The 20,891-nt window shown below is 54.6% G+C and carries 12 protein-coding genes; 4 read left to right on the forward strand and 8 right to left on the reverse strand.

The genetic code is table 11. The annotated features are described in order from the left end of the window. The first annotated feature begins 7 nt into the window (after window positions 1–7). Together ACI2I2_RS12415 and ACI2I2_RS12420 are read left to right on the forward strand one after the other, a co-directional pair. The gene (locus tag ACI2I2_RS12415) at window positions 8–964 is read left to right on the forward strand and encodes a taurine catabolism dioxygenase TauD (protein WP_404658178.1); all 957 of its coding nucleotides are present in this window, start codon (window positions 8–10) and stop codon (window positions 962–964) included. Window positions 965–1,133: 169 nt separating this feature from the next. After that, window positions 1,134–1,424, forward strand: a complete 291-nt coding sequence (locus ACI2I2_RS12420) for a hypothetical protein (RefSeq protein ID WP_404658179.1) — start codon at window positions 1,134–1,136, stop codon at window positions 1,422–1,424. 62 nt (window positions 1,425–1,486) lie between these two features. Here ACI2I2_RS12420 and ACI2I2_RS12425 read toward each other — a convergent pair whose 3' ends face one another. The 8 genes from ACI2I2_RS12425 to dapA all read right to left on the reverse strand — a co-directional run bounded on the left by ACI2I2_RS12425 (window position 1,487) and on the right by dapA (window position 19,537). After that, a complete protein-coding gene (locus ACI2I2_RS12425; protein ID WP_404658180.1) occupies window positions 1,487–11,092 on the reverse strand; it encodes an autotransporter-associated beta strand repeat-containing protein in 9,606 nt (3,201 codons plus the stop codon). A 650-nt stretch (window positions 11,093–11,742) separates the two neighbouring features. Then, complete coding sequence (locus ACI2I2_RS12430; protein ID WP_404658181.1) at window positions 11,743–12,180, reverse strand: hypothetical protein; 438 nt, start codon at window positions 12,178–12,180, stop codon at window positions 11,743–11,745. Between the two features lie 845 nt (window positions 12,181–13,025). Beyond that, on the reverse strand, window positions 13,026–13,721 hold the full coding sequence (gene ypfH / locus ACI2I2_RS12435; RefSeq protein ID WP_404658182.1) for an esterase: 696 nt from the start codon (window positions 13,719–13,721) through the stop codon (window positions 13,026–13,028). Window positions 13,722–13,799: 78 nt separating this feature from the next. Then, window positions 13,800–15,785 carry a tRNA(Met) cytidine acetyltransferase TmcA gene (locus tag ACI2I2_RS12440; RefSeq protein ID WP_404658191.1) on the reverse strand — a complete coding sequence of 662 codons (1,986 nt, stop codon included), beginning with the start codon at window positions 15,783–15,785 and terminating at the stop codon, window positions 13,800–13,802. 17 nt (window positions 15,786–15,802) lie between these two features. Further along, on the reverse strand, window positions 15,803–16,681 hold the full coding sequence (locus ACI2I2_RS12445) for a neutral zinc metallopeptidase (protein WP_404658183.1): 879 nt from the start codon (window positions 16,679–16,681) through the stop codon (window positions 15,803–15,805). A gap of 127 nt (window positions 16,682–16,808) precedes the next feature. Beyond that, window positions 16,809–17,522 carry a phosphoribosylaminoimidazolesuccinocarboxamide synthase gene (purC, locus tag ACI2I2_RS12450; protein WP_404658184.1) on the reverse strand — a complete coding sequence of 238 codons (714 nt, stop codon included), beginning with the start codon at window positions 17,520–17,522 and terminating at the stop codon, window positions 16,809–16,811. Between the two features lie 112 nt (window positions 17,523–17,634). Then, on the reverse strand, window positions 17,635–18,642 hold the full coding sequence (bamC, locus tag ACI2I2_RS12455; protein WP_404658185.1) for an outer membrane protein assembly factor BamC: 1,008 nt from the start codon (window positions 18,640–18,642) through the stop codon (window positions 17,635–17,637). Between the two features lie 16 nt (window positions 18,643–18,658). Continuing rightward, window positions 18,659–19,537, reverse strand: a complete 879-nt coding sequence (dapA, locus tag ACI2I2_RS12460) for a 4-hydroxy-tetrahydrodipicolinate synthase (RefSeq protein ID WP_404658186.1) — start codon at window positions 19,535–19,537, stop codon at window positions 18,659–18,661. A gap of 153 nt (window positions 19,538–19,690) precedes the next feature. Here dapA and ACI2I2_RS12465 point away from each other — a divergent pair, with 153 nt between their 5' ends. Both ACI2I2_RS12465 and bcp read left to right on the forward strand, forming a co-directional pair. Further along, the gene (locus ACI2I2_RS12465; protein WP_404658187.1) at window positions 19,691–20,260 is read left to right on the forward strand and encodes a glycine cleavage system transcriptional repressor; all 570 of its coding nucleotides are present in this window, start codon (window positions 19,691–19,693) and stop codon (window positions 20,258–20,260) included. Between the two features lie 2 nt (window positions 20,261–20,262). Next, complete coding sequence (bcp, locus tag ACI2I2_RS12470; protein ID WP_404658188.1) at window positions 20,263–20,733, forward strand: thioredoxin-dependent thiol peroxidase; 471 nt, start codon at window positions 20,263–20,265, stop codon at window positions 20,731–20,733. The last annotated feature ends 158 nt before the right edge of the window (window positions 20,734–20,891 follow it).

Genomic DNA, 20,891 nt, shown 5'->3' on the forward strand with positions numbered 1-20,891 from the left:
TCACACTATGATCACCCGACTAGAGTTTAACGATCTTCAGAAAGATGAGCTATCAAAACTTATCAGCAGCATTACTACAAGCCCGTACAGTGATTACAAACTTTTCAAACAGGCCATTGCCAGGTTGATTGAAAATGGGCTGGTCCCGACTTTTTTTGTTCAGGCCTGCGAGCGCGTCAGGCAGGAGCGCAAAGAACAAGACATTAACGCGCATTTGCTGAGAAACGTTCCGCTGGACACCATTATTCCGGAATTCGACCAGACCAATCCCGTCAATGACAAATATGCTAAAAAACTGACCTTTGTCGGCGAAGCTTTGCTCGAAATGTTCGCTCAGTTGACCGATTCACCGCTGCTGGCTTATCGCACGCGTAATAACGGCGATTTTTTTCATGACGTCTATGCCGATAAAAAATACAGCAACACGCAAACGCAGAAAACAGACGGTGAACTTTACTTCCACAACGATCGCACCGCCCATCCGGTACGTGCTGACTTTCTCAGCTTATTAGGGATGCGCTGTAGCGAAGAGAATTTGATTTTTACCGGCTATCTCGACGGAAAAGCCATTCTGGAGAACCTGAAAGAAACATCACAGGAGTGGCTGCGCAAACCGGTATACATGACGCCTTTTGACGAATATTCCCGTGATTCCAACGCTCAGCAGATTGATTCTGAACTGCATCCGATCCTTGAGAATATTCATTCCTTCCGTTACTACGACACACGCACTACCTATGGCCCGGATGCGCCCGCAGAGGCTATCAAAGCGCTGATTGATCTCAAGGTTGCCATTACCAAGGCGGCAAAAGGCCGCGTAGCCATCCACAAAGGCGCTTTATTCTCCTTCGCCAATCAGGACTCACTGCATAACCGTGAAATTATTCAGGTCAATGATCCCTATTCTGCGGAAAAACGCTTAATATCGGAAATATCCCATTCAGATATAAAAACACACCTTTAATTATAACCATGGACGTTGAACGAAAATAGAAACACCACAGTAAAATATCGAATCAAAATCTAAAAATAAACGTATTTCCCGGCCACGATGCCATGATGTCATTTATAATCCTGCCATCCAAAACAACGTCTGGACGATAATATTCAGGCGGAATGATATAGGTGACATCATGAAAAAAATTCTGCTGACTCTGGCTTTAACCACTCTGGCGCTTCCGGCGTTTGCTAATCACCCTATCGCCCGTGCGACTGCGGTTGCCACTTCCGATCACCCGGTTGCAATGGCTGCCGCAACCAACGGTAACGGCAATTCTGTTGGCCGTGCTGCTGCTGTGGCGGCGTCCGACAACCCTGCGGCGATGGCAGTAGCGACCGGCAACGGTCATCACCCTATCGCACGCACCGCTGTTGTGGCTGGCTCTGACCACCCAGTTGCGGCGATGGCAGTGACCTCGCACTAATATTCTGCTGTAAAAAAGGGCGACCCAAAGGTCGCCCGTAATACTCCACACTGACTCTCTACTTAAAAACTCCCCTTAAACCCAATGCTGCCGGTCACATCTTTGCTGACTTCGCTTTGCTGACCTTTATTACTCCATTCGCGCCCGACTTCCCCGTAGAATTGCAGATTCGGTTTGATGCTCCAGGTGGCGCCGGCTGCGGCTTCGGTGCTGGAATAGCGTTGGCCTGCTGTCAGGTGAGTGGTGGCGGTGTTATTGCTGAAGCGGGTGTCATCTGAACCGCCCATGCCTTGCCACAAATTCACGCGGACATACGGCGTCACTTCACCCTGGCGAGTCTGATAATGGCCCACCAGACGAGTGCCGATACGTGCGGTCACGGAGTCTCCGGCATCAATGCTGGCTTTGGTTTTGGTGTCGCCTTTCACGTCGATATCATCAAAGCTGCTGTGCTGCCAGATAAGCTGTGCCTGCGGTTCAATCTGCCAGCGGCTTTCACCGAGCTGATACGGTTTGCCGATTTCCACCGAAGCCGCCACGCTGTTGCCGTTTGGCTGGTAGGTTTTACCGTCCGTTTTCAGGCGCAAATCGTGGCGGCCGTATTGCAGAACGTTATCGACATAGAAGCCGTTATCGGCAGTCCAGGTCGCATAGCCGCCAAGATACAGCGCGTGATCTTTGATATCGCCCACGTAGCCATGGCTGCCGCCTGCCTCACCATAAATAGACGAATCGTTATCCATCAAGCTGGCGTACAGCCCGGTTTTCCAGTGCTCGTTGGTCCAGATATCGCTGCCGACCTGCACGCCGTTCATGTGGGTGTCGAGCGAAGTGCTGGCGGCATCGTTCAGACGCGTGCGCCCTGCTTCACCGAGGTAACGCGCCCAGACGCGTTTGTCGTCCGGATTGCCTTTGGTGAAGCTGTTCTCGTCGCCCATGCGTTTATGCAGATTGCTTAGCACTGCCATGTCGCCAGTGCGTACGGCTTGTGCGATGCCATTAAACAGCGGCACTTCTGAACGATAATCGGTGCGCAAATACCAGTTCTCACCCTGAGCTTTCAGGTCACCGGCAAACAGGTGATATTCAAACGCCCCGGCTTCCAGATGATCTGTGCCCAACGTGAACGCATCACGAGTGGATTGCGCGGTGGTGGTTGCGCCATTGCGAGCTTCAACCACTTCGATACCGTCGCCGTGTGTTGGCGCGCCGAGGCGTGAGATATCGATATCCAGCGTTGTGTGCCCGGAAGCTTTGCCGCCGTCGATAACCAGTTTATCGGCTGTCCCTTCGCTGCCTTGCTGCTGTGCAGCGAGTTTGAGGGTGCCGTTATCACCGGCATAATTGCCTTTTACCGTCAACGCTGTACCGATGTGATTGCTGGTCAGGTTGACCGTCCCGGCGTTGTTCATGCCCGCAATCTGCTGGTCATAGCCTTGCGTATCAAGCAGCGCCCCCTGATAAACGGTGTGCACTGAATTTTCACTCAGCGTCTGCGTACCGCCCGCGCGCAGAATACCGTTGGTGACTCGGGTCATGCCGCTGTAGCTGTTATCTCCGTTTAGCACGGTCGTGCCGCTGCCAATTTGCTGCACTTCCCCTTTACCGCTGATAGCGCCGTCAAGCGTCAGCATGTTACTGCGGTTAACTGCCAGCGCGGTGTTATCTTCGATGTCACCGATGACCGCGCCAGTGGTGCCGCCGTTACCAAGTTGCAGCACGCCGCCGTTAATCGTTGTGCCGCCCGTGGCTTTGCTGTCTACGGTTAGCGTCAGGGTTCCTTTGCCGAGTTTCGTCAGTTTGCCGTTGCCGACAAGCGCCGTTGAAAGCGTGGCTTGATTGCCATTGGTATCAATGCCACCGCCGTTTTCGCCCAGCACCACCTGACGGTCAGTATCGAAGCCTTTACCGTATTGCAACGTGCCGCCGTTCAGGGTCAGCGTGGTGTCGTGTACGCCCAGATTGTTATCTGCGCTTACGTTCAGCACGCCGCCGCTCACGGTAGTGCCGCCGCTGTAGGTATTGTTGCCGTTCAGGATAAGCGTGCCGATATCGGTTTTATCGATACCGCCAGTGCCCTGGATAACGCTGTTGATCGTCGCCGTCATATCCGCCCCCTCAACCGTGCCATCACCTACGCGCAGAACGGTGTCTTCGGTGTGAGTATTAAGCGCATCGCCCTGAACTACATAACCATCTGTCGCGAACTGTGCCCCGCTAATCCACACGTCGCCCAGCGATTTATCGACGGTGACCGTGCCTTTCGCGCCTTCAAACACGGCAAAGGCATCGTCATCGAAAGGCGCGTTGAGCGCACCTGATGGATTGGTGCCATCGGTGGTCCAGTTGTCGTTCCCGGCGCTGCTCTGCCACACGCCGTCGCCGCCGTCGATAGCACCGTTGTTTTTCAGCTTGCCGTCTTTACCGCCCGCACCGTCCCAGAAGCGCAGTTGCAGGCCCGCGCGGTTCACCAGGTTGACCTGATGATTCACCGACGTTTGCACGTACAAGCTGTCTGCGGCTTCAGGCGCATTGGCGATATCCAGCACGTTGTTGGTCAGGCTGCCGGTGTAGTTGATCAAACGATAAACCCCGACGCCGAAGCTGCCGCCGCTGGTCTCGGTGATGTTTAGTTTACCGTCGAGATTCAGGTCGCCGTTCACGTCGATCAGGTCGTTGAGTTTGCCGCCCACGATATAGGCTTCACCCAGTTGGTAGTCCAGCTGCGAATTCTGATTCAGTGTCAGGCTGCCGGTCGTCAGCTTGCCTACGCTGTTGAGGTCGGCACCCGCCGCGATATGGCCGTTATCCGCAATGGTGACATCCCCGCCGATAATGCCGTTCCCGCCCAGAGTGGTGCCCGCATCGACAGTGACATCGCCGGTTGCCGCATGCTGATCGCCATTCACCAGCAGCACGCCCTGCTCGACGTGGGTGGTGCCGGTGTACGTGTTATCGCCACTCAGCGTCAGCGTGCCGCTGCCCTCTTTCAGCAGGCTGCCATTCGCGCCGCTGATGATACCGCTGATGGTATCATTGCGGTTCAGCGCCCCTTCGTTGAGCGTGTTTGCGCCCAGCTCCACGTTCCCCGCGCCGAACAGCGAGCCGATGTCCGTTTCATCTGCCGCACCGGCGATAGTCACCGTGCCGCCTTGCTGGTTGTTCACGGTGGCGTTTCGAGCCTGCGCGTTATTGCTGAAGCTGACCCGCCCTTTATTGACGATCTGCGCCTTGCCCGCGTCTGAATCGTTATTCATTGCAAGCGTAGCCCCCGCGCCCACGTTAATCTGCGCGTTGTCGCCCTGCGCCTTGTCGTTGAACTGCACGCTGCCTTTGTTGCTGATATCAATGACCGAATCCGCCGCGCGACTGGTGTCATTCAGCGCCAGAAGGCTGTCGTCGACGGTGAAGTGGTGAGTCTGCGTCGAGCTGGCATTGTTGATGTTCAGGGTTGCGCCATGGCTCAAATCCACTTTGCTGTTGCCCGCGCCCAGCGCCGCTGTGGATTCAGCATCCACCACAACATCGGAACGGTGATCGGTACCGATAATCGCCGTGCCGCCCTGCCAGGTATTGTCGCCAAGCAGCGTCAGCAGGCTGTCGTCGGAAGAGGAACTGCTGCGTACGGTGAGTTTGCCTTTACCGCTGATCACGCCGTCATCTTTCAGCGCATGGCTGTTCAAATCCAGCTGACCGCCCGCATCGCCCAGAATAATGCCGCGCGTGGTTTGCCAGTCGGCACCGTTTTGCAGCGTTGAGTTGTTATTGATGGTGATTGTGGTGTCCGCTGCGCCCAGGTTCTGGTTGCCCTGAACCTGGAGAGTGCCGCCTTCAATACGCGTGCCGCCAAGATAATCATTGTTCCCTTTGAGGATCAGCACGCCGGTGCCGCCTTTGACCAATGAGATATTGTCATTGGCATTCGCCTGCACGATATCGGACTCAATGGTGGCTTTCCAGCTCGCTGAACTGGCCGTACCGTCACCCACATTTAGCCACAGGTCGCCTTTTTTCAGTGACGAATCCGATGGCGCTGAGCTGTCGCTGGATGCCGCTGAAAGTGTGTCTACCGCGTGCAGCGCATCGCCCGTAATCACATAGCCATCACTGGCGAACTGTGCCCCGGCAAAACCGACATCCCCGGCAGCACTGGAAACAGTGACCGTACCCGGTTTGCTCTGGAATATCGCATACGCATACTGCGCCCACGGTGCGTTGCCTTTCCCGGAGGCCGTTGTCCAGTTGTTATCCCCTCGTTCACCGCGCGCCGTCCAGGCACCGTTGCCGCCATCAACGCGCCCGTCGCCTTCGATCCCTGTTGCCCCGTGATCTTTGGTGATAGTGTTTTCTTCGCCGTCCCAGAATTGCAGGTACAGACCGCCGTCGTTCACCAGGTTCACTTCATGGTCGATATCGGTCTGAATGTAGTAATGATCGTCAGACGTTCCCGCAGGCAATGAGCCCAGCGCGAGTTGCCCGTCGTTATGCAACGCACCGCCGTAGTTATAAATACGGTAAACCCCCGGGCCGAAACTGCCGCCGGTCGACGTGCTGACATTCAGCTTGCCGCCGAGGGTTAAATCGCCAGCCACATCGACAAGATCATTCAGGTTGCCGCCAGGTTTGTAGGCTTCACCAAATTCAAAATCAGAGAGCGTGTTTTTGCCGAGCGTCAGCGATTTATTGTTGCTGATAGTCAGGGTGCCGGTGCCGCCATCGCCCGGTTGCAGGGTCGAGTTATCGCCCATCACCACATTGCCGCCCAGCGTACCGTGACCGCCGAGCAGAGTGTTATCCGCCACCGTTACCTCGCCTGTCGCCGCGCTCTGGTTGCCGTTGACGATAAGTGAACCCTGGTTCACTTTGGTTTCGCCTTTGTAAGCATTATCGCCATTCAGGCGAGTCAGCCCGCTGCCGTCCTGATGGAAGCTACCGCTGCCGCTGATCATGCCGCCAAGGGTCAGCACCTTACTGAGATCAATCGTGAACAGGCCATTATCCAGAACACGGGTAGCAGCCGAAAGCGCACCAGCGATACCGCCGTTCCCCACTTGCAACGCCGTGCCGTTATCAATGGTTGTCTGGCCGGTATAGGTGTTGTCGCCCAACAGCACTGTGGTGGCAGAACCCGCGCGTTCCAGCTGCCCGTCACCGCTGATCACACCGCTGTAAACGGTGTCGCTGTCGCCATCCAGCACCAGCTTGCTGCCTGCGCCCGCGGTCGTCACGTTACGATTGCCAATGCTGTGCTGCCCCGTGCTGGCGGCGTTATCACCGGAACGTAAGGTCGCGCCCCCAGTGATGTTGACCGCGCTGGCACCCAGCAGATTATCCACCACGCGTACGTCGCCTTTGCTGCCGTCGACCGTCAGGCTGTTCCAGCCGCTGCCGATATTAGTGCCTTTGCTGAGATCGTCGCTGTTGAAGCTGCCGATTTTCGCTGCGCTGCCGTGGGTATCGGTCAGGGTCAGCGCATTGCCAGTGTTCGATGCGGTGAGCACATGCGTCACTTTGCTAAGATCCACATCGCCGATGTTGGCCTTGTCGTTACCCTGAGTACCGCTGAAGTCCACGCTCCCCGCCAGCGTGCCTGCGTTCCAGCTAAAGGTATCGCTGCCGTTGCCCATGTCGATGCGGCTGGCGACGCTCCCGCCGGAAATCTGCAGGGTATCGTTGCCATCACCCGCCAAAACGTTACCGGTAACATTTCCGGATTCAAAAAGAATAGCATCGCTGCCAGCGCCGCTTAAAAGTGCTGTACCGCCGTTTGCCGCAATCAAATCTCCGCGGTTAGTCACCGTGTTGTCGGTATCGCTGCTGACGTTGAGCACAATCGAGTTCTGGCTGGCCGTTTTCAGGTTGCCGCTGTTGCTAATGGTTTTGCTGCTGCCGGTATCGTCGTCGGTACCAGAAAGATCGACCAGTGAAGCCATGCTGCTGGTGCTGGTAGATTCCACATCACCGGTGTTGGTGAACGTGGTTGCGGCTTTAGCGTTGATGGCGGCAGAGCCGTCGCTGGCGGTCGTGATTTTGCCGCTGTTGGTGACGGTTTTCGCATTTTCAGCCAGCAGCGCACTGCCGCCGGTTTTGTCCTTGATATTGATGGTGGTCGACGTTTTCACATTCCCGGTGGTTCTGGCGCGAATACCGCTGCCGGTCGCATCCCCTGCCGCGTTGCCGACGTTGATGACGTAGCTGCCATCAATGGTCAAATCCTTGCCCTGAATCAGATCGTCAGAGTTTTTGTTCTCAAACGCAAAACCAGCGCCATCACCTGAAGCATTATTCCCCGTCACATTCAGGACGTTATTTGAACCGCCTGCCGTCAGAGAAACCGACGTTCTGATCGCCGGGCCATCACCTGCGTTGATGGTGACAGTGTTCAGTTGAATATCGGAGTTGTTGGCATCGTTCTGAATGCCAGCTCCCGACCCTGTGACATCAATCTGGGTGTTGGAAGCAGTGAGCTGTTTGGCACCATTCGCCAGCAGGATCGCATCCGCGCCATCCGCGGCAGAGATGTGGTTATCCGAACCGGAGATATTCAGCGTTGCCCCGTTTTGCAGTTTCACCGCCGCTTCACCGCCATTAGCGGTGACCGTGCCAAGCTGTTTCACCGTGGCATTCGCGCCATTAACCAGCACGCCAATATTGCCCGACTGACGGCCATTGCCGCTGACCGTTAACGCCGCCGAGGATTGATTATCCAGCGTGCCGTCGGTATCGAGATTCACCCCGATATTGTTCTGCCCGCGAATGTCGAGGCTTGAAGCGCCACTCAGATTCAGCACGCCCTGATGACTGACGTGATAGCCCGTCACCCCGCTCTGGCTGTCTTGTGTCGCGATGTGAGCATCGGACGTAACGGTAGTTGCCAGCGTTTTATTGTTGTCCGTGCCGTCCAGACCATGACCCTGCCCGTCCACCACAACCGCCGTGGTGTTGTCGTGCTCCAGCACAATCGCCCCGTCGGCAATGGTGCCACTTGCGCCACCAGTGACTTCAACCCCAACGCCACCTTCGTTGTTGACGTGAATTTTGGCTTTGCCGGTACTGACAGTCGTGCCGTTGCCATTGGCGAGCACGCCGACGGAGTTATCCCCGGTTAGCGTCAGGTCATAGCCAATGCTGTCGCCGTCAAAGCTGGCACCGTGATCGAGCAGGAACAGCGTGGTGTTGGTTTGCTGATTGTCGTTAAGCGTCAGGTTATCGAGGTTGATACGCGCATTTTCACCGTAAGCGTAATAGCCAATCTGGTCGCTGTTGTTGAACGACACCGAGGTGTTGGCTCCTAAATCGGCTTCGGCGTTATTGCGCACATGCACGCCGATAGCGCCTTTCGCATTCAGAATAATGCTGGAATCGATGTTGCCCGTCGCTTCGTGAGTGTCATCGCGGCTGGCGATGTACACCGCGTAGTTGCGGTACATCAGGTCATCAGAGCCGTCGGTGTTTTTAATGACGGTAATCGCCCCGCTGGCGGTGGAATCCGCATGCGCCTTGGCGTTGTCAGCATACACACGCAGGCCGTTATTCCCCGCCCCACCGACATTGATTTCACCGTTATTGATGACGCCGGAAGCATCGTGAGCGTAAAGCCCGAAGTTGCCCGCCATATTGCCCGAACCCGGTAACGCAGTACCGAGCACATCAATTCGGCCGTTGTTGATGACTTTACCCGCGCCGCCTTCAGAGAGCATGCCGACAGCGTTTCGCACATATTTTGCCAGCAGGATCATGCCGTCGTTGATGACATCGCCGGTGCTTTGGCTGCGGATCGCCGCACTTTGGGCGCTGCCGCCTGCCATCACTGCATCGTCGCTGGTCGTTGTGGCGCTGTCGAGTTTCTCGCCCAGCGTAATGGTGCCAGTGCTGGCGTTGGTGAAGGTTGAATTGCCCAGCACGTTCACGCCATAAGCCGTAGCAGTGCCCAGCGCGTTACGAGGATTATTCACCACATTGATTGCGCTGTTGTTCAGCGCCGTGGTGTTTCCTTCCGCGTGGATGCCTTCCGCCAGACCGTTGCCGTTATCGGCTAAGGCAACGTTTAGCGTGCCGTTATTGGTGACGCTACTGGTGCCGGAGCCTGTGGTGGTGGAGTAAATGCCCACCGACCCCTGATTGCTGAGATCAACGTTGCTGACATCAATGTGGCTTACGCGAGAGCCGTCTTTTTCGATAAACAACCCGGCATTGAGCGTGCCGTTGTTTACCGCCGTCGCATTGCTGGTGTATATGCCATCCGCGCGATAACCGGTGTCATTCCAGGTGTTCAGCGCGCCGTTGTTGATAATCTGCGCGCCTTCCTCCGCATGCATCACCCCAAGATGACTGCCAGACACCGCCAGGCTGCCCTTGTCGGTGATTTCACCCAGCGCATCTTTCCCGGTGGCAAAAATCACGCTGACGGTGCCCGCGCCCTGAGTCGCATTCCCGCTATGGCTTTGATCGTCAGACCACAGGTTGTAAGTCCAGTTAACGTTCTGGGTTTGCTTCGCGTCGAGCAGCTCTTTAATGATGGCCTGATAGGCATCCTGCACGCCGGTGGCATCGCTGATCTTACTGCCGTTAACCGTCTCTTCGCCCGACAGCCAGAGCTGAAGCTGCGAAGGCTGACCGTTTGCCGATTGAGTGAGGAAATCATTCACCGCCGCAATGTCGCTCAGAGAATTAATGGTGAAACTTTTCGCCGGACCCGCCACCACATTGCCGTCGGCATCCTCGGTGAAGGTGGGCAATTCGATGGTTTTATTCCAGGCATTCAGCGAGCCGCTGCCGCTGGTGGTTTCCGTTGGCAGGGTGATGGCCCCGCCGAACTGAATGTAGTTATCCGATTGCCAGTGAGTCTGGCTGGCGTTGCCCTGAGCCCCTTCCGCACGCGTCAGTTCGGTGTTTTTGGTGTACAGACGCAAGGTGTTCTGCGCATCAGCAATCGCCGTGCTGCCGTTGGTGTCAGCTCCGATATCAACAGTGACATCACCGCCGTCATCCGTAATGTGGCTAATGCCAAAATGGTTGTATTGATAAATGCTGTCAAAGTCATAAATGGGCACGCTGATATCACCCAGCGTGTTGGTGCCCGCATCCTGAAAATCAGCAGAATCAAAGACATTAATTTGTTCCACGCCACCGTTGATCCCCGGCACGGTAATATTCATGCCCGTGTTCGCGTTCGGTTCGTTATAGCCCGACGACACAACGTACTGATCAATATTGCCAAGGGTAATAGTATTACCATGGCTGTCCGTAATGGATTTGATCGCTCCCGAAGCCAGAAGTTCTTTTAATGTTTTATTCTCAGAAGTGCCGTTGGTGCCCATTTCAATCTTCGGTACCGGGCCGTTAATCGTCAGCTTCGTTCCGCCAACATAGGTTTTATGCTGTGCATCCGGTAAGGCCGCAATAGCATCACTCAACGTCGCGAAATAACCAAAATCATCGTAAACCCCGTCTTTATCGGGCGCTGGCTGGTAAGTGCCCGCCTGACTCCAGTTCACCGTTTCATCCGCCAGAACAGCAGAAGAGAACAGTAATGTGGTTAATGCAGTCGCGGTGGCAGCCCGCATAGCGCGGCGCACGCGGCCTTTTTTACGGCTACGGGTAGTTTCAGATGCGACAACCCAAAGCCCCAATGCAGAGCTCCAGACAACACGGTAAATTTTGTTCATAACGGCGGACCTTTCTTCCTGCCTGTTTATGGTGCAGAGCGGGTTTCAACGGGCAGTTAAAAAATGAAATATCGTCCAGCCTGTATGGCGGACAGGCGTGCAGGACGATGCGAGTGGCTGTGAGGGTGTTGTGGTGTTTTGTTTCGAACCTATACTATTTTTGATGTATTAAAATTTTTTTGAGAACGATCAACAAAAACACCCCAGAGATATTTAACCAGGAAAATTCCTATTCGAGATGTGAACGATTTAACCTGAGCAGCACATTTATTTCTCATTGCGTCAGGTTGAAATACACCGGAGAAAGACTGTGATCGGGATAATATTCACTGAGCAGAAATCATCACGCAGAGGGATTATTATCTATTGCGAAAGGATGCGGCGCCAAGCCAGGCCAGCACTGGCTTCAGAGTTTCAAATGAAACTCTGTATGTTTATTTTCGATACGAAGCTGTGAAGGCACGTTTTATTTATGGGTAATTATCCCCAGTAAAAACAAATACCAATCTCGAGTGAACGAAGCATTGCAGGGGAAATTTCAGTGCACAGAAAAAAGCCCCTTAATATTAAGAGGCTATTCTTATCAGGTAACCATAAAACCTATTGAGCAGACGAAGTGCCGCCGGGCAATATTCAGAGAGCCATCGTGCTCAGTGCTTCACCTGCTCACGAGCCCAGCGCGGGGCTTTGAGATCGCCCGCAAACATCCACATCAACTCACACAACAGCCCTTTCAGCGCCTGTTCCGTTTCTGGCAACTGAGACTGCTGACAAAGCACGTGGGTTAACGCCTGACAGTATTCACACAGCGCTTCAGCATCAGGTTCAAAGCACGCCTGAGTTTCGGGGAGCTTGTCGACAGTGAATCGCTCAATCAGGTGCGCAGGGATCGGGTCGTTAAGCGTCGGGCGCAAAAGTGCCAGACAAGATCCGATGCGCGCCAACAGCGCCATCTTATAAACGCTCTCGTTGCATTCCATCAGCGTGACGGCCAAACGATCGCAGCACTCCGCCAGATCGGTGAAATCGGTGGCGGCGTTAAAGGGAAGAGTTAATACATCGGTATGTTGGGGAAGGTAGGAAGTCATAGGGCAATCTCCAGTATGTGGCACTGAAATACTGCCAGCGGAGAGGTCAATCTCACGGGTGGCAGATCCGAGCGGGGTTGACCTTACCGGCCATACTGGAAACCGGCGCGTCTTGCGACGCCCCCGCCCGGACTGCCATTGTAGCGTAGCCGTGGGCACGACACAAAAAGGCGCAGACGCGCCAGTGTGTCGTCAGTATGGAATTTCAGGAGGTCAATCCCGGCACCTGATTTGGCAGGCGCGTAGGAAGAATACGGCGATAAACCCACTTAAACAATGGTTATTACTGGAAGGAAGATCCCATTGCGGGATGTAATTGCTTTTTGGTTATTACATTCTTTGGATCAATGGGTTAGGTAGTTATAATAGGATAGCTTATATCTGAGCAGGACGAGAAACAAACGTCAAATCAATAGTTGATACTTGAGAACTAGCATTAAATTTTTGGAGATCTATATTTCATATTGAAATATCTAATCAAGGGTTATTGATATGGTTATTGGTCAAGTGGAAGAAAAGAACTGCCCTGTATGTAACTCTGATGCGACATGGACAAATCATGATAGATCCTGGAGGATATCATGCTCCGGATTTTGCGAGGTTTACTCCATCCTACACATCACAACAGAATACATTTCAGCCGATATAACTCGCCGAGTGGATGCAATGGATCTTCTCCAGCAGAAACTATTAAGGACAACACTTACTAACTCTATTCTTGCCGACTTTGCGAAGGATAGGCATACACAACAAAGTTTTGAAGCCCATTACCCGGGCTTTAAATATTGATAACATTAATAAATCGATTAATTAAACGCTCCAGCCTAAACTGGAGCGTTTGACGTTTAAAGCAACTCAATAATATCGTCGTCCTGAGGCTTGCTGCCGCTGAGTGCTTCGTCGAAATAGTGCTTCGGCACGGTGTAGCGCAAGTGGTCGAGGGCAAACTGCATGCTGCGGTCATCAATGGCGTGACCCAGGTCGTCTACGATATCCAGCGTGACGTCGCCGCCGACTTCCAGCAAGGTTTCTTGCGCTTTCACCGCATGCGCTAAATCAATCACTCTGTCGTCGCCACCGTGGATCAAATGCACCGTTGTGTTGGTGCTGGCTTTGGTCGGCAGTGTGGCAAAGCGCCCGTTGAAAGCGATGATGCGCGAGGCCAGATCCGGTGCCGCTTTGGTGCTTTCCAGCGACATTATTGAGCCCTGCGAAAAACCAATCAGCGCGGTGGCCAGTGGGCTTACGCCACTCTCTTTCTGCCAGTAGCGGACTGTATCGATAAACGCGGGCATTGCCGCATCAACGCGTTGTTGACGATTTTCTTCCGTCACGCCTTGCACTGAAAACCACTGTCGGCCTGTTGGCCCACACGGTTCAATGCCGCCGATGCTGACAATCAAGGCTTGCGGAAACAGCGGCGCAAACCAGCTGCCAATCTGCCCCATCGCCACCGGGTTATCGCCCACGCCATGAAACAACAGCAGCAACTGTTGGGCTGGGGCTGAGGGACTCTGTACAACAAAATGGTCGTGTTTCATGGCTCTCTCCTTAACGTGTTGCAAGGAAGTCTACGCCGCGTGGCGATAATGACCATGACATTTAACTGAATGAGTTAGTTAAAAAAGTTGCAGCTTTTTAACCTGTTCAGCAAGCTGTGAACAACGACTGGCATCCAGATGAGCCAGCGCACTTGCCACTTCCTGACGCTGTAGAGCCAGCAGCGCTTTGCGCCCGCTCACGTTGACTTCCTCTGACTGGTGTTGAAGCGCGCCTCGCAGCGCTGGCAGAGGCAGAACAACGTTGTTCAGCAGTCGATTAAGACTCCCGAGCGCCGCCATCAGCGGGCGATGAGCAAACGCAAACCCTGCCAGCTCAAGCCAGTCGCTTTCATTAAGCATAGTCTCTGGCGAAGTCAGTGTGTTTAACGCCACATCTCGCCATTTATCGAGCCAGACGGCGTCGCGCTGCAATCTTGCCTGCTCTGCTTCGGCCAAAGCTTTCCCCGCTGGCGTTAAGGGATAAACCGCCATCGCGTTATAACACCCGCTGCTGGCTTCCCGATGAGTGCCTAATCGCACAAGGTGAAAGCCGCAACGCTGCCAGAAACGCCACAGTTCGTCGGTGAAACCAAAGCTGACGGAGAGATAATCACAGTCTCCAAGGTGCGCCACGGCCCCGGCTATCATTTTCTGCCCTATACCCTGGCGTTGATGTTCGGGGTGAATGGCTATTCTGCTGATGCGTTTACTGCGCAGCGTCGCCGCCAGCGGAGAGCCGCCATGGGCTGCCAGTGACTGCGCCACCAGATTGCCACGCGGACGACGGAAACCAGCCCAGACAGCCTGACTGAGCGCCGGGCTCAATCCGCCTTCGTCGACCAGCCAGAGCGCTCCGGCAAGATGTTCCTGATAGTGAGCGCGCCAGAAATGCTGACCGGGCGCGTCCATCATTCTTCGCAGATCCAACGGTGACGTGCGGTAATGCGCAGCAGAAAGCAGGTGGTACATAGCTTCTAAACGCTCGGGAGAGCTTTGCCACTCAGCCTGTTCTACGGGCTCAATGCTCAATTCTCCCTGCGTTGTAAACGCGGGCAGCTCGTCTTCAAATAAAAGAGCCTGACTGACAAAACGTTCCAGCGGGCAGCCCGCAGCCCAGCGGATGGGGTGTTGCAAGGAGAAAGCGTTTAGCTGTGGGAAGCGAGCACAGAACTTCAACAGGAAGCCTCGCCCGGTGCCTTCGTAGCCTTGCACCGTTGTCGTCAGCAGTATGCGAGGAAAACGGCTTACCAGTTTTTCCAGCAATGGGCCGGGAATGGCCGCCGCTTCATCCACTATCAGCCAGTCGGCTTGTTCGGTGGATTGTAACAACGCATCCGGAGCCATAAAGCGATAAGCTTCACCCGCGAAGGTAGCCAGTACGTCAGTGGCTGCTTTCGCGGGTGCGGTAACCATCGCTGTGCCGGTCAATTTACGAAGATGCATTCCCGCCAGTGCAGATTTTCCTCGCCCGCGTTCCGCCGTCACGACCGCAACGCCGGGTTCCATTGTGGCAAGGGCCGCTAAAATCCTCGCCTGCTCTGCCTGAGGTTCGCCGTTGGCTTCATGCCAGGCCGGGCGAGTTGACGTTTCTGGCAAGGTAAAAGGCTGATTCTGCCGCCAGACGGCCGCTTCAGCATCGTCCTTTAAAGTTCGACAAAAATGGTGGATGAAATGGGGGACAGGAATGGGATCTGCGCTGTCGCTCCAGCGGACGGAATCGCCGTCTGCCCTTTCCGACCAGCTGTCGATATCGGGAACGAGCAAGACCAGCCAGCTTCCCGCTTTCAGCGCCCCGGCCAAAGCGGCAAAGGCGGCGACGTCGAACCCTTCGCGGGCATCAAAAAAGGCGTGAAGAAATTCACGCCCGAGCAGAGTTTTCAGGGCCGAAGGTGCGCAACAGGGTTCAGCGACAGCCTCCGGTCCAATCCAAATGCCATCACCCGCCAGTTTCTGGCGCAGTTGCTGTGCCTGGCGATAAACCCAGTCACCCTCGCCGCTCACTACCAACAGGCGACGAATGCCTTGTTCCTTCATGCGCATCGCCCCGGCGGCGATGGCCTCCATATCACTCATACGTCACTTTAAAACTGTTTGCCAAAGGTGTTGCACTGGGAAGGATCGCCGTTATCAAAACCGCGTTTGAACCAGGTGTAACGCTGCTCTGAAGTACCGTGCGTGAAGCTGTCTGGCACCACGCGGCCCTGGCTTTGCTGTTGCAGACGGTCATCACCGATGGCTTCGGCGGCATTCAGTGCTTCCTGAACATCACCTGCTTCCAGTACGCCTTGTTGCTGCATGCTGTGGCCCCAGACGCCCGCGAAGCAGTCGGCCTGCAGTTCCATTTTCACGGACAGGCGGTTCACTTCAGTTTGGGAAGCATTCTGCTGCATCTGGCGCACTTTCGGCTCGATGCCCAGCAGTTTTTGCACGTGATGCCCGACTTCGTGGGCGATGACATAGCCCTGCGCGAAATCGCCGTCCGCACCGAGTTTGTTTTTCATGTCATCGTAAAAGGAGAGATCGATATACACGGTGCTGTCCGCCGGGCAGTAGAACGGCCCCATGACGGATTGCCCGGTGCCGCAGCCTGTGCGGGTTGCGCCACGGTACATCACCAGCTTCGGTTGCTGATACTGGCGCCCCATTTTCTGGAAGATTTGCCCCCAGGTGTCTTCGGTGGTCGCCAGAATCACCGAGGTGAATTTCGCCGCTTCGTCATCATTAGGGCTTATCGAACGCTGGGTACTTTGTTGCTGCACCATTGGCTGACCGGTCAGCATGCCGGTGAGGTCGACACCGTAATAGCCTGCGACGACCACGACAATCAGCAGAATAATGCCGCCTTTGCCGCGCGGGAGACGGATATTACCCCTGCCGCCGCCCATCATTGGCGGCATCCCGCCGGAATCATTACGTCTGTCTTCGACATTGTCGCTTTCGCGACGACCTTGCCAACGCATAACTACCTCTATCTTTCCTGATATTGATAGGATGATCGTAGGCGCTTAAGGCGCGGATTACCATAGTCAGCAAGTCAGAAAACAAAAGAGGATGCTAAGCATCCTCTGATTTAATAAGGGTTTAGCCTTAATCCAGCTCAACACCTAAACGACGAGCCACTTCTTCGTAAGCTTCAATCAGGCCGCCGAGGCTTTGACGGAAACGGTCTTTGTCCATTTTATCCATGGTTTCTTTGTCCCACAGACGGCTGCCATCCGGGGAAAACTCATCACCCAGCACCACTTTGCCGTTGAACAGACCAAATTCCAGTTTGAAATCGACCAGGATCAGGCCCGCGTCGTCAAACAGCTTTTTCAGCACGTCGTTGGCTTTGTACGTCAGCTCGCGCATCGTCGCCAGATTTTCTTTATTGACCCAGCCGAAGGTCTCACAGTAAGACTCGTTCACCATCGGGTCGTGCATGGCGTCATTTTTCAGGAACAAGTCGAACAGCGGTGGGTTCAGTTCGATACCTTCTTCAATGCCCAGACGTTTTACCAGTGAACCGGCAGCGCGGTTACGGATAACACACTCAACGGGCACCATCTCCAGTTTCTTCACCAGGCTTTCGGTGTCAGACAGCAACTGCTCCATTTGGGTCGGAATGCCCGCTTCTTCCAGTTTGCTCATAATGAAGTGGTTGAACTTGTTGTTCACCATGCCTTTACGGTCAAACTGTTCGATGCGCGCACCATCACCTGCTGACGTATCGTTGCGGAATTCGAGCACCAACAGGTCCGGGTTTTCCGTGCTGTAAACGGTTTTCGCTTTGCCGCGATACAACTCAGCTTGCTTTTGCATCTTTCAATACTCCGGTAAGGAAATTAACAATAAAATCGGGCTTTTCTGCCGACGCACACGTTTGCGTATCATATCAGAAAAAAGGGCCAGATTGCTCTGACCCTGTTATTTCTTATTTAAAAGCAGACTGGAAGGCGGCTACCAGCGCGTCATTCTGCGACTGGGTTAGCGTGTGGCCTTTCGGATCGATGAACTGCAGACTGGTGCGGTTATCGAGGTCGCCTACCTGCAGCTTATAGTCGCCGGAGGAGAGGCCAGTGTCGCTGTCAGACTGTGGCTTGTAGGTCACGGCCATGCTACCCGTAGAGCGGGTGCTGTCAGTGACTTTCATGCCCACTTTTTCAAGCGCGGCTGGCAGTTTCTGCCACACCAGATTGTACGGACCACGAACCACCAGCATTGGCAGGCCAGTATCGTCCGCGGCGCTCTGCACATCGAACGATGCGCCCGCACGGCTTTGCGCGGCATTCTGCGCGCTGGTCGCGTTCTGATCCAGACCGGCAGAAATCACGTTCAGCATTTCCGCGCTGTAACGCTGCATGGAAGCGGCGTCAGCAACCGGTTTGCCCGCTTGTTCCAGGTTCAGCAGCTTAACGACAACAGCCTGCTGGTAACCCTGTGGCTTGACGGAGATCTGATAGCGACCACGGTACTGCTGGTCTTCATCAAGACGGTTCCACTGCACCCAATCGGTGGTCAGTGACTGCGAAGCATCATCACGCTTGTCGATGGTGTAGTTCTTCGCCTGCACGATGCTTACCACTTGTGGCCACAGGTTACCGCTGCGTCCGCTTTCCACCATCAGCGTGGCGGTGTCACCGGTGAACTGAGTGCGAGCCCCGGACACCAGCGCCAACGGTTGAGCAGGAGGACGGATGTCCAGCGCTTTACCTGTCGCACCGTCGCCACGGGCAACCGGAATGTTGTAATCGCCATTCTGAATCGGCAGGATCATCCCGGCTGGCGCATGCAGTTCAGAAAGCGGCGCCGCCTCCAGGTAAGACTCATCACCGCTGACCTGGCGCTTGTAGCGCGAATCGGAACTACAGGCCGCGAGGAGCATAATAAGTGAAACTCCCGCAACCTTTGCCAGCTGCGACTTCTGTACTGAGTAAGCCATCAAATCTCCCTAAACTTTACAGCAAACCGGCATGCTTCAGCGCGGAGGCCACGACGTCACGAGCATGAGCCGTGATAGGCGTCATGGGCAGGCGCAGCGTGTCGGTTGCTACAAGTCCCAATTCCTTACAGGCCCATTTCACCGGGATCGGATTGGGTTCGACAAATAATTTATGGTGTAACGGCATCAGACGCTGGTTAATCACCCGAGCTTCCGCGAAACGCCCTTCGGCGGCCAGTTTACACATTTCTGCCATTTCGCGCGCGGCTACGTTAGTGGTGACGGAAATCACACCGTGACCGCCTAACTGCATGAAATCGAGGCCGGTCGCATCGTCACCGCTCAGCAGGATGAAGTCATCTGAAACCAGCTCTTTGATCTGGTGAACACGACTTAAGTTCCCGGTGGCTTCCTTAATAGCGATAATATTTTTTACTTTCGCCAGGCGACCCACGGTTTCCGGCAGCATGTCGCAGCCCGTGCGAGACGGCACATTATACAGAATCTGGGGTAAATCAGTGTGTTCCGCAATCGCTTTGAAGTGCTGGAACAGCCCCTCTTGCGTCGGGCGGTTGTAGTACGGCGTCACCGTCAGGCAGCCGACAACCCCGGTATTGTTGAAACGCTGAGTCAGGCTGATGGCCTCTGCGGTGGCATTTGCCCCCGTTCCGGCAATCACCGGAATACGCCCGTCAGCCAGCTCGACAGTCATCATGACCACATCGCCGTGTTCTTCATGGCTCAGGGTGGCAGACTCGCCCGTCGTCCCTACAGAAACGATCGCCGAGGTTCCGTTGGCGACATGATAATCAATCAGTTTTTTCAGGCTGGCGCGGTCAACCTGACCTTTTTCATCCATCGGCGTGACAAGCGCTACAATACTTCCCGTAAACATGGGCCATCCTCAGTGCAGATGTGCGGACAAGAGCCTCAATGGTACGTTTGGTCTTGTTATAAAAGCAAGAGACCGGAGGCACTCAGGATGTTGTATGCCGGTTTTTTTTATGCTTTCCTAGTCACAACCCCCCTTTTCAAAGGAAGAACAGGTTTGACAGCCTCCCAACATCACTATCTGGTGATTACCGCGCTGGGTGCCGACCGCCCTGGGATCGTAAACACCATCACCCGTCACGTCAGTAGCTGCGGCTGTAATATTGAAGACAGTCGACTGGCGATGCTCGGCGATGAATTCACCTTCATCATGCTGCTTTCTGGTAGCTGGAACGCCATTACCCTGATTGAATCCACCTTGCCGCTGAAAGGGGCAGAGCTTGATCTGCTGATTGTGATGAAACGCACCACCGCACGCCCGCAGGTTGCGCTGCCGTCAACCGTTTGGGTGCAGGTTGAAGTGCCTGATTCTCCGCATATTATCGAACGTTTCACCGGCTTGTTTGATACCCATGAGATGAACATCGCCGAGCTGGTTTCGCGCACACAACCGGGTGAAGATGCCGCCTCCGCACAGCTTTTCATCCAGATAACCGCCCACAGCCCGGCGTCGCAAAATGCAGCAAATATCGAACAAGCATTTAAAGAGCTGTGTACAGAACTGAAAGCACAAGGCAGTATAAACGTCGTCAATTATTCACAGCATGATGAACAAGATGGAGTTTAGTAATGACCCCACTGAAAGCCGGTGACATCGCACCGAAATTTAGCCTGCCCGATCAAGACGGCGAGCAAGTAAATTTAACCGACTTCCAGGGACAGCGAGTTCTGGTTTATTTCTATCCGAAAGCCATGACACCGGGCTGTACCGTACAAGCCTGTGGCCTGCGCGACAATATGGATGAGTTAAAGAAAGCGGGTGTTGAAGTGCTGGGTATCAGCACCGACAAACCGGAAAAACTCTCCCGTTTTGCCGAAAAAGAGCTGCTGAATTTCACCCTGCTTTCTGACGAAGACCATCAGGTCTGCGAACAGTTTGGCGTCTGGGGCGAGAAGTCGTTTATGGGGAAAACCTATGACGGTATCCATCGCATCAGCTTCCTGCTGGACGGTGAAGGTAAAGTCCAGCATGTGTTCGATGACTTCAAAACCAGCAATCACCACGACATCGTGCTGAACTGGGTGAAAGAGAACGCCTGATAGCAAAACCGCCCCGAGGGGCGGTTTTTTGTTGGGCTGAGTGTTGCCGGATGGCGGCTCTGCCTTATCCGGCCTTGTATTATTCCTCTCGTGCAGAAAGAACCGGCCAGTTCTTTCTGCCTGCAGTCCGGACGCCGTATCCGGCCTTAGATTTCGAA

Source organism: Scandinavium sp. NPDC088450, from assembly GCF_044900545.1.
In the GTDB taxonomy this organism is placed as follows: Bacteria; Pseudomonadota; Gammaproteobacteria; order Enterobacterales; family Enterobacteriaceae; genus Scandinavium.

Coding starts and splice junctions, on each gene's coding strand:
- ACI2I2_RS12415 (WP_404658178.1), top strand. CDS start 8: ATGATCACCCGACTAGAGTTTAACGATCTTCAGAAAGATGAGCTATCA.
- ACI2I2_RS12430 (WP_404658181.1), bottom strand. CDS start 12,180: ATGACTTCCTACCTTCCCCAACATACCGATGTATTAACTCTTCCCTTT.
- purC (WP_404658184.1), bottom strand. CDS start 17,522: ATGCAAAAGCAAGCTGAGTTGTATCGCGGCAAAGCGAAAACCGTTTAC.
- ACI2I2_RS12425 (WP_404658180.1), bottom strand. CDS start 11,092: ATGAACAAAATTTACCGTGTTGTCTGGAGCTCTGCATTGGGGCTTTGG.
- ypfH (WP_404658182.1), bottom strand. CDS start 13,721: ATGAAACACGACCATTTTGTTGTACAGAGTCCCTCAGCCCCAGCCCAA.
- bamC (WP_404658185.1), bottom strand. CDS start 18,642: ATGGCTTACTCAGTACAGAAGTCGCAGCTGGCAAAGGTTGCGGGAGTT.
- dapA (WP_404658186.1), bottom strand. CDS start 19,537: ATGTTTACGGGAAGTATTGTAGCGCTTGTCACGCCGATGGATGAAAAA.
- ACI2I2_RS12420 (WP_404658179.1), top strand. CDS start 1,134: ATGAAAAAAATTCTGCTGACTCTGGCTTTAACCACTCTGGCGCTTCCG.
- ACI2I2_RS12445 (WP_404658183.1), bottom strand. CDS start 16,681: ATGCGTTGGCAAGGTCGTCGCGAAAGCGACAATGTCGAAGACAGACGT.
- ACI2I2_RS12440 (WP_404658191.1), bottom strand. CDS start 15,785: ATGGAGGCCATCGCCGCCGGGGCGATGCGCATGAAGGAACAAGGCATT.
- bcp (WP_404658188.1), top strand. CDS start 20,263: ATGACCCCACTGAAAGCCGGTGACATCGCACCGAAATTTAGCCTGCCC.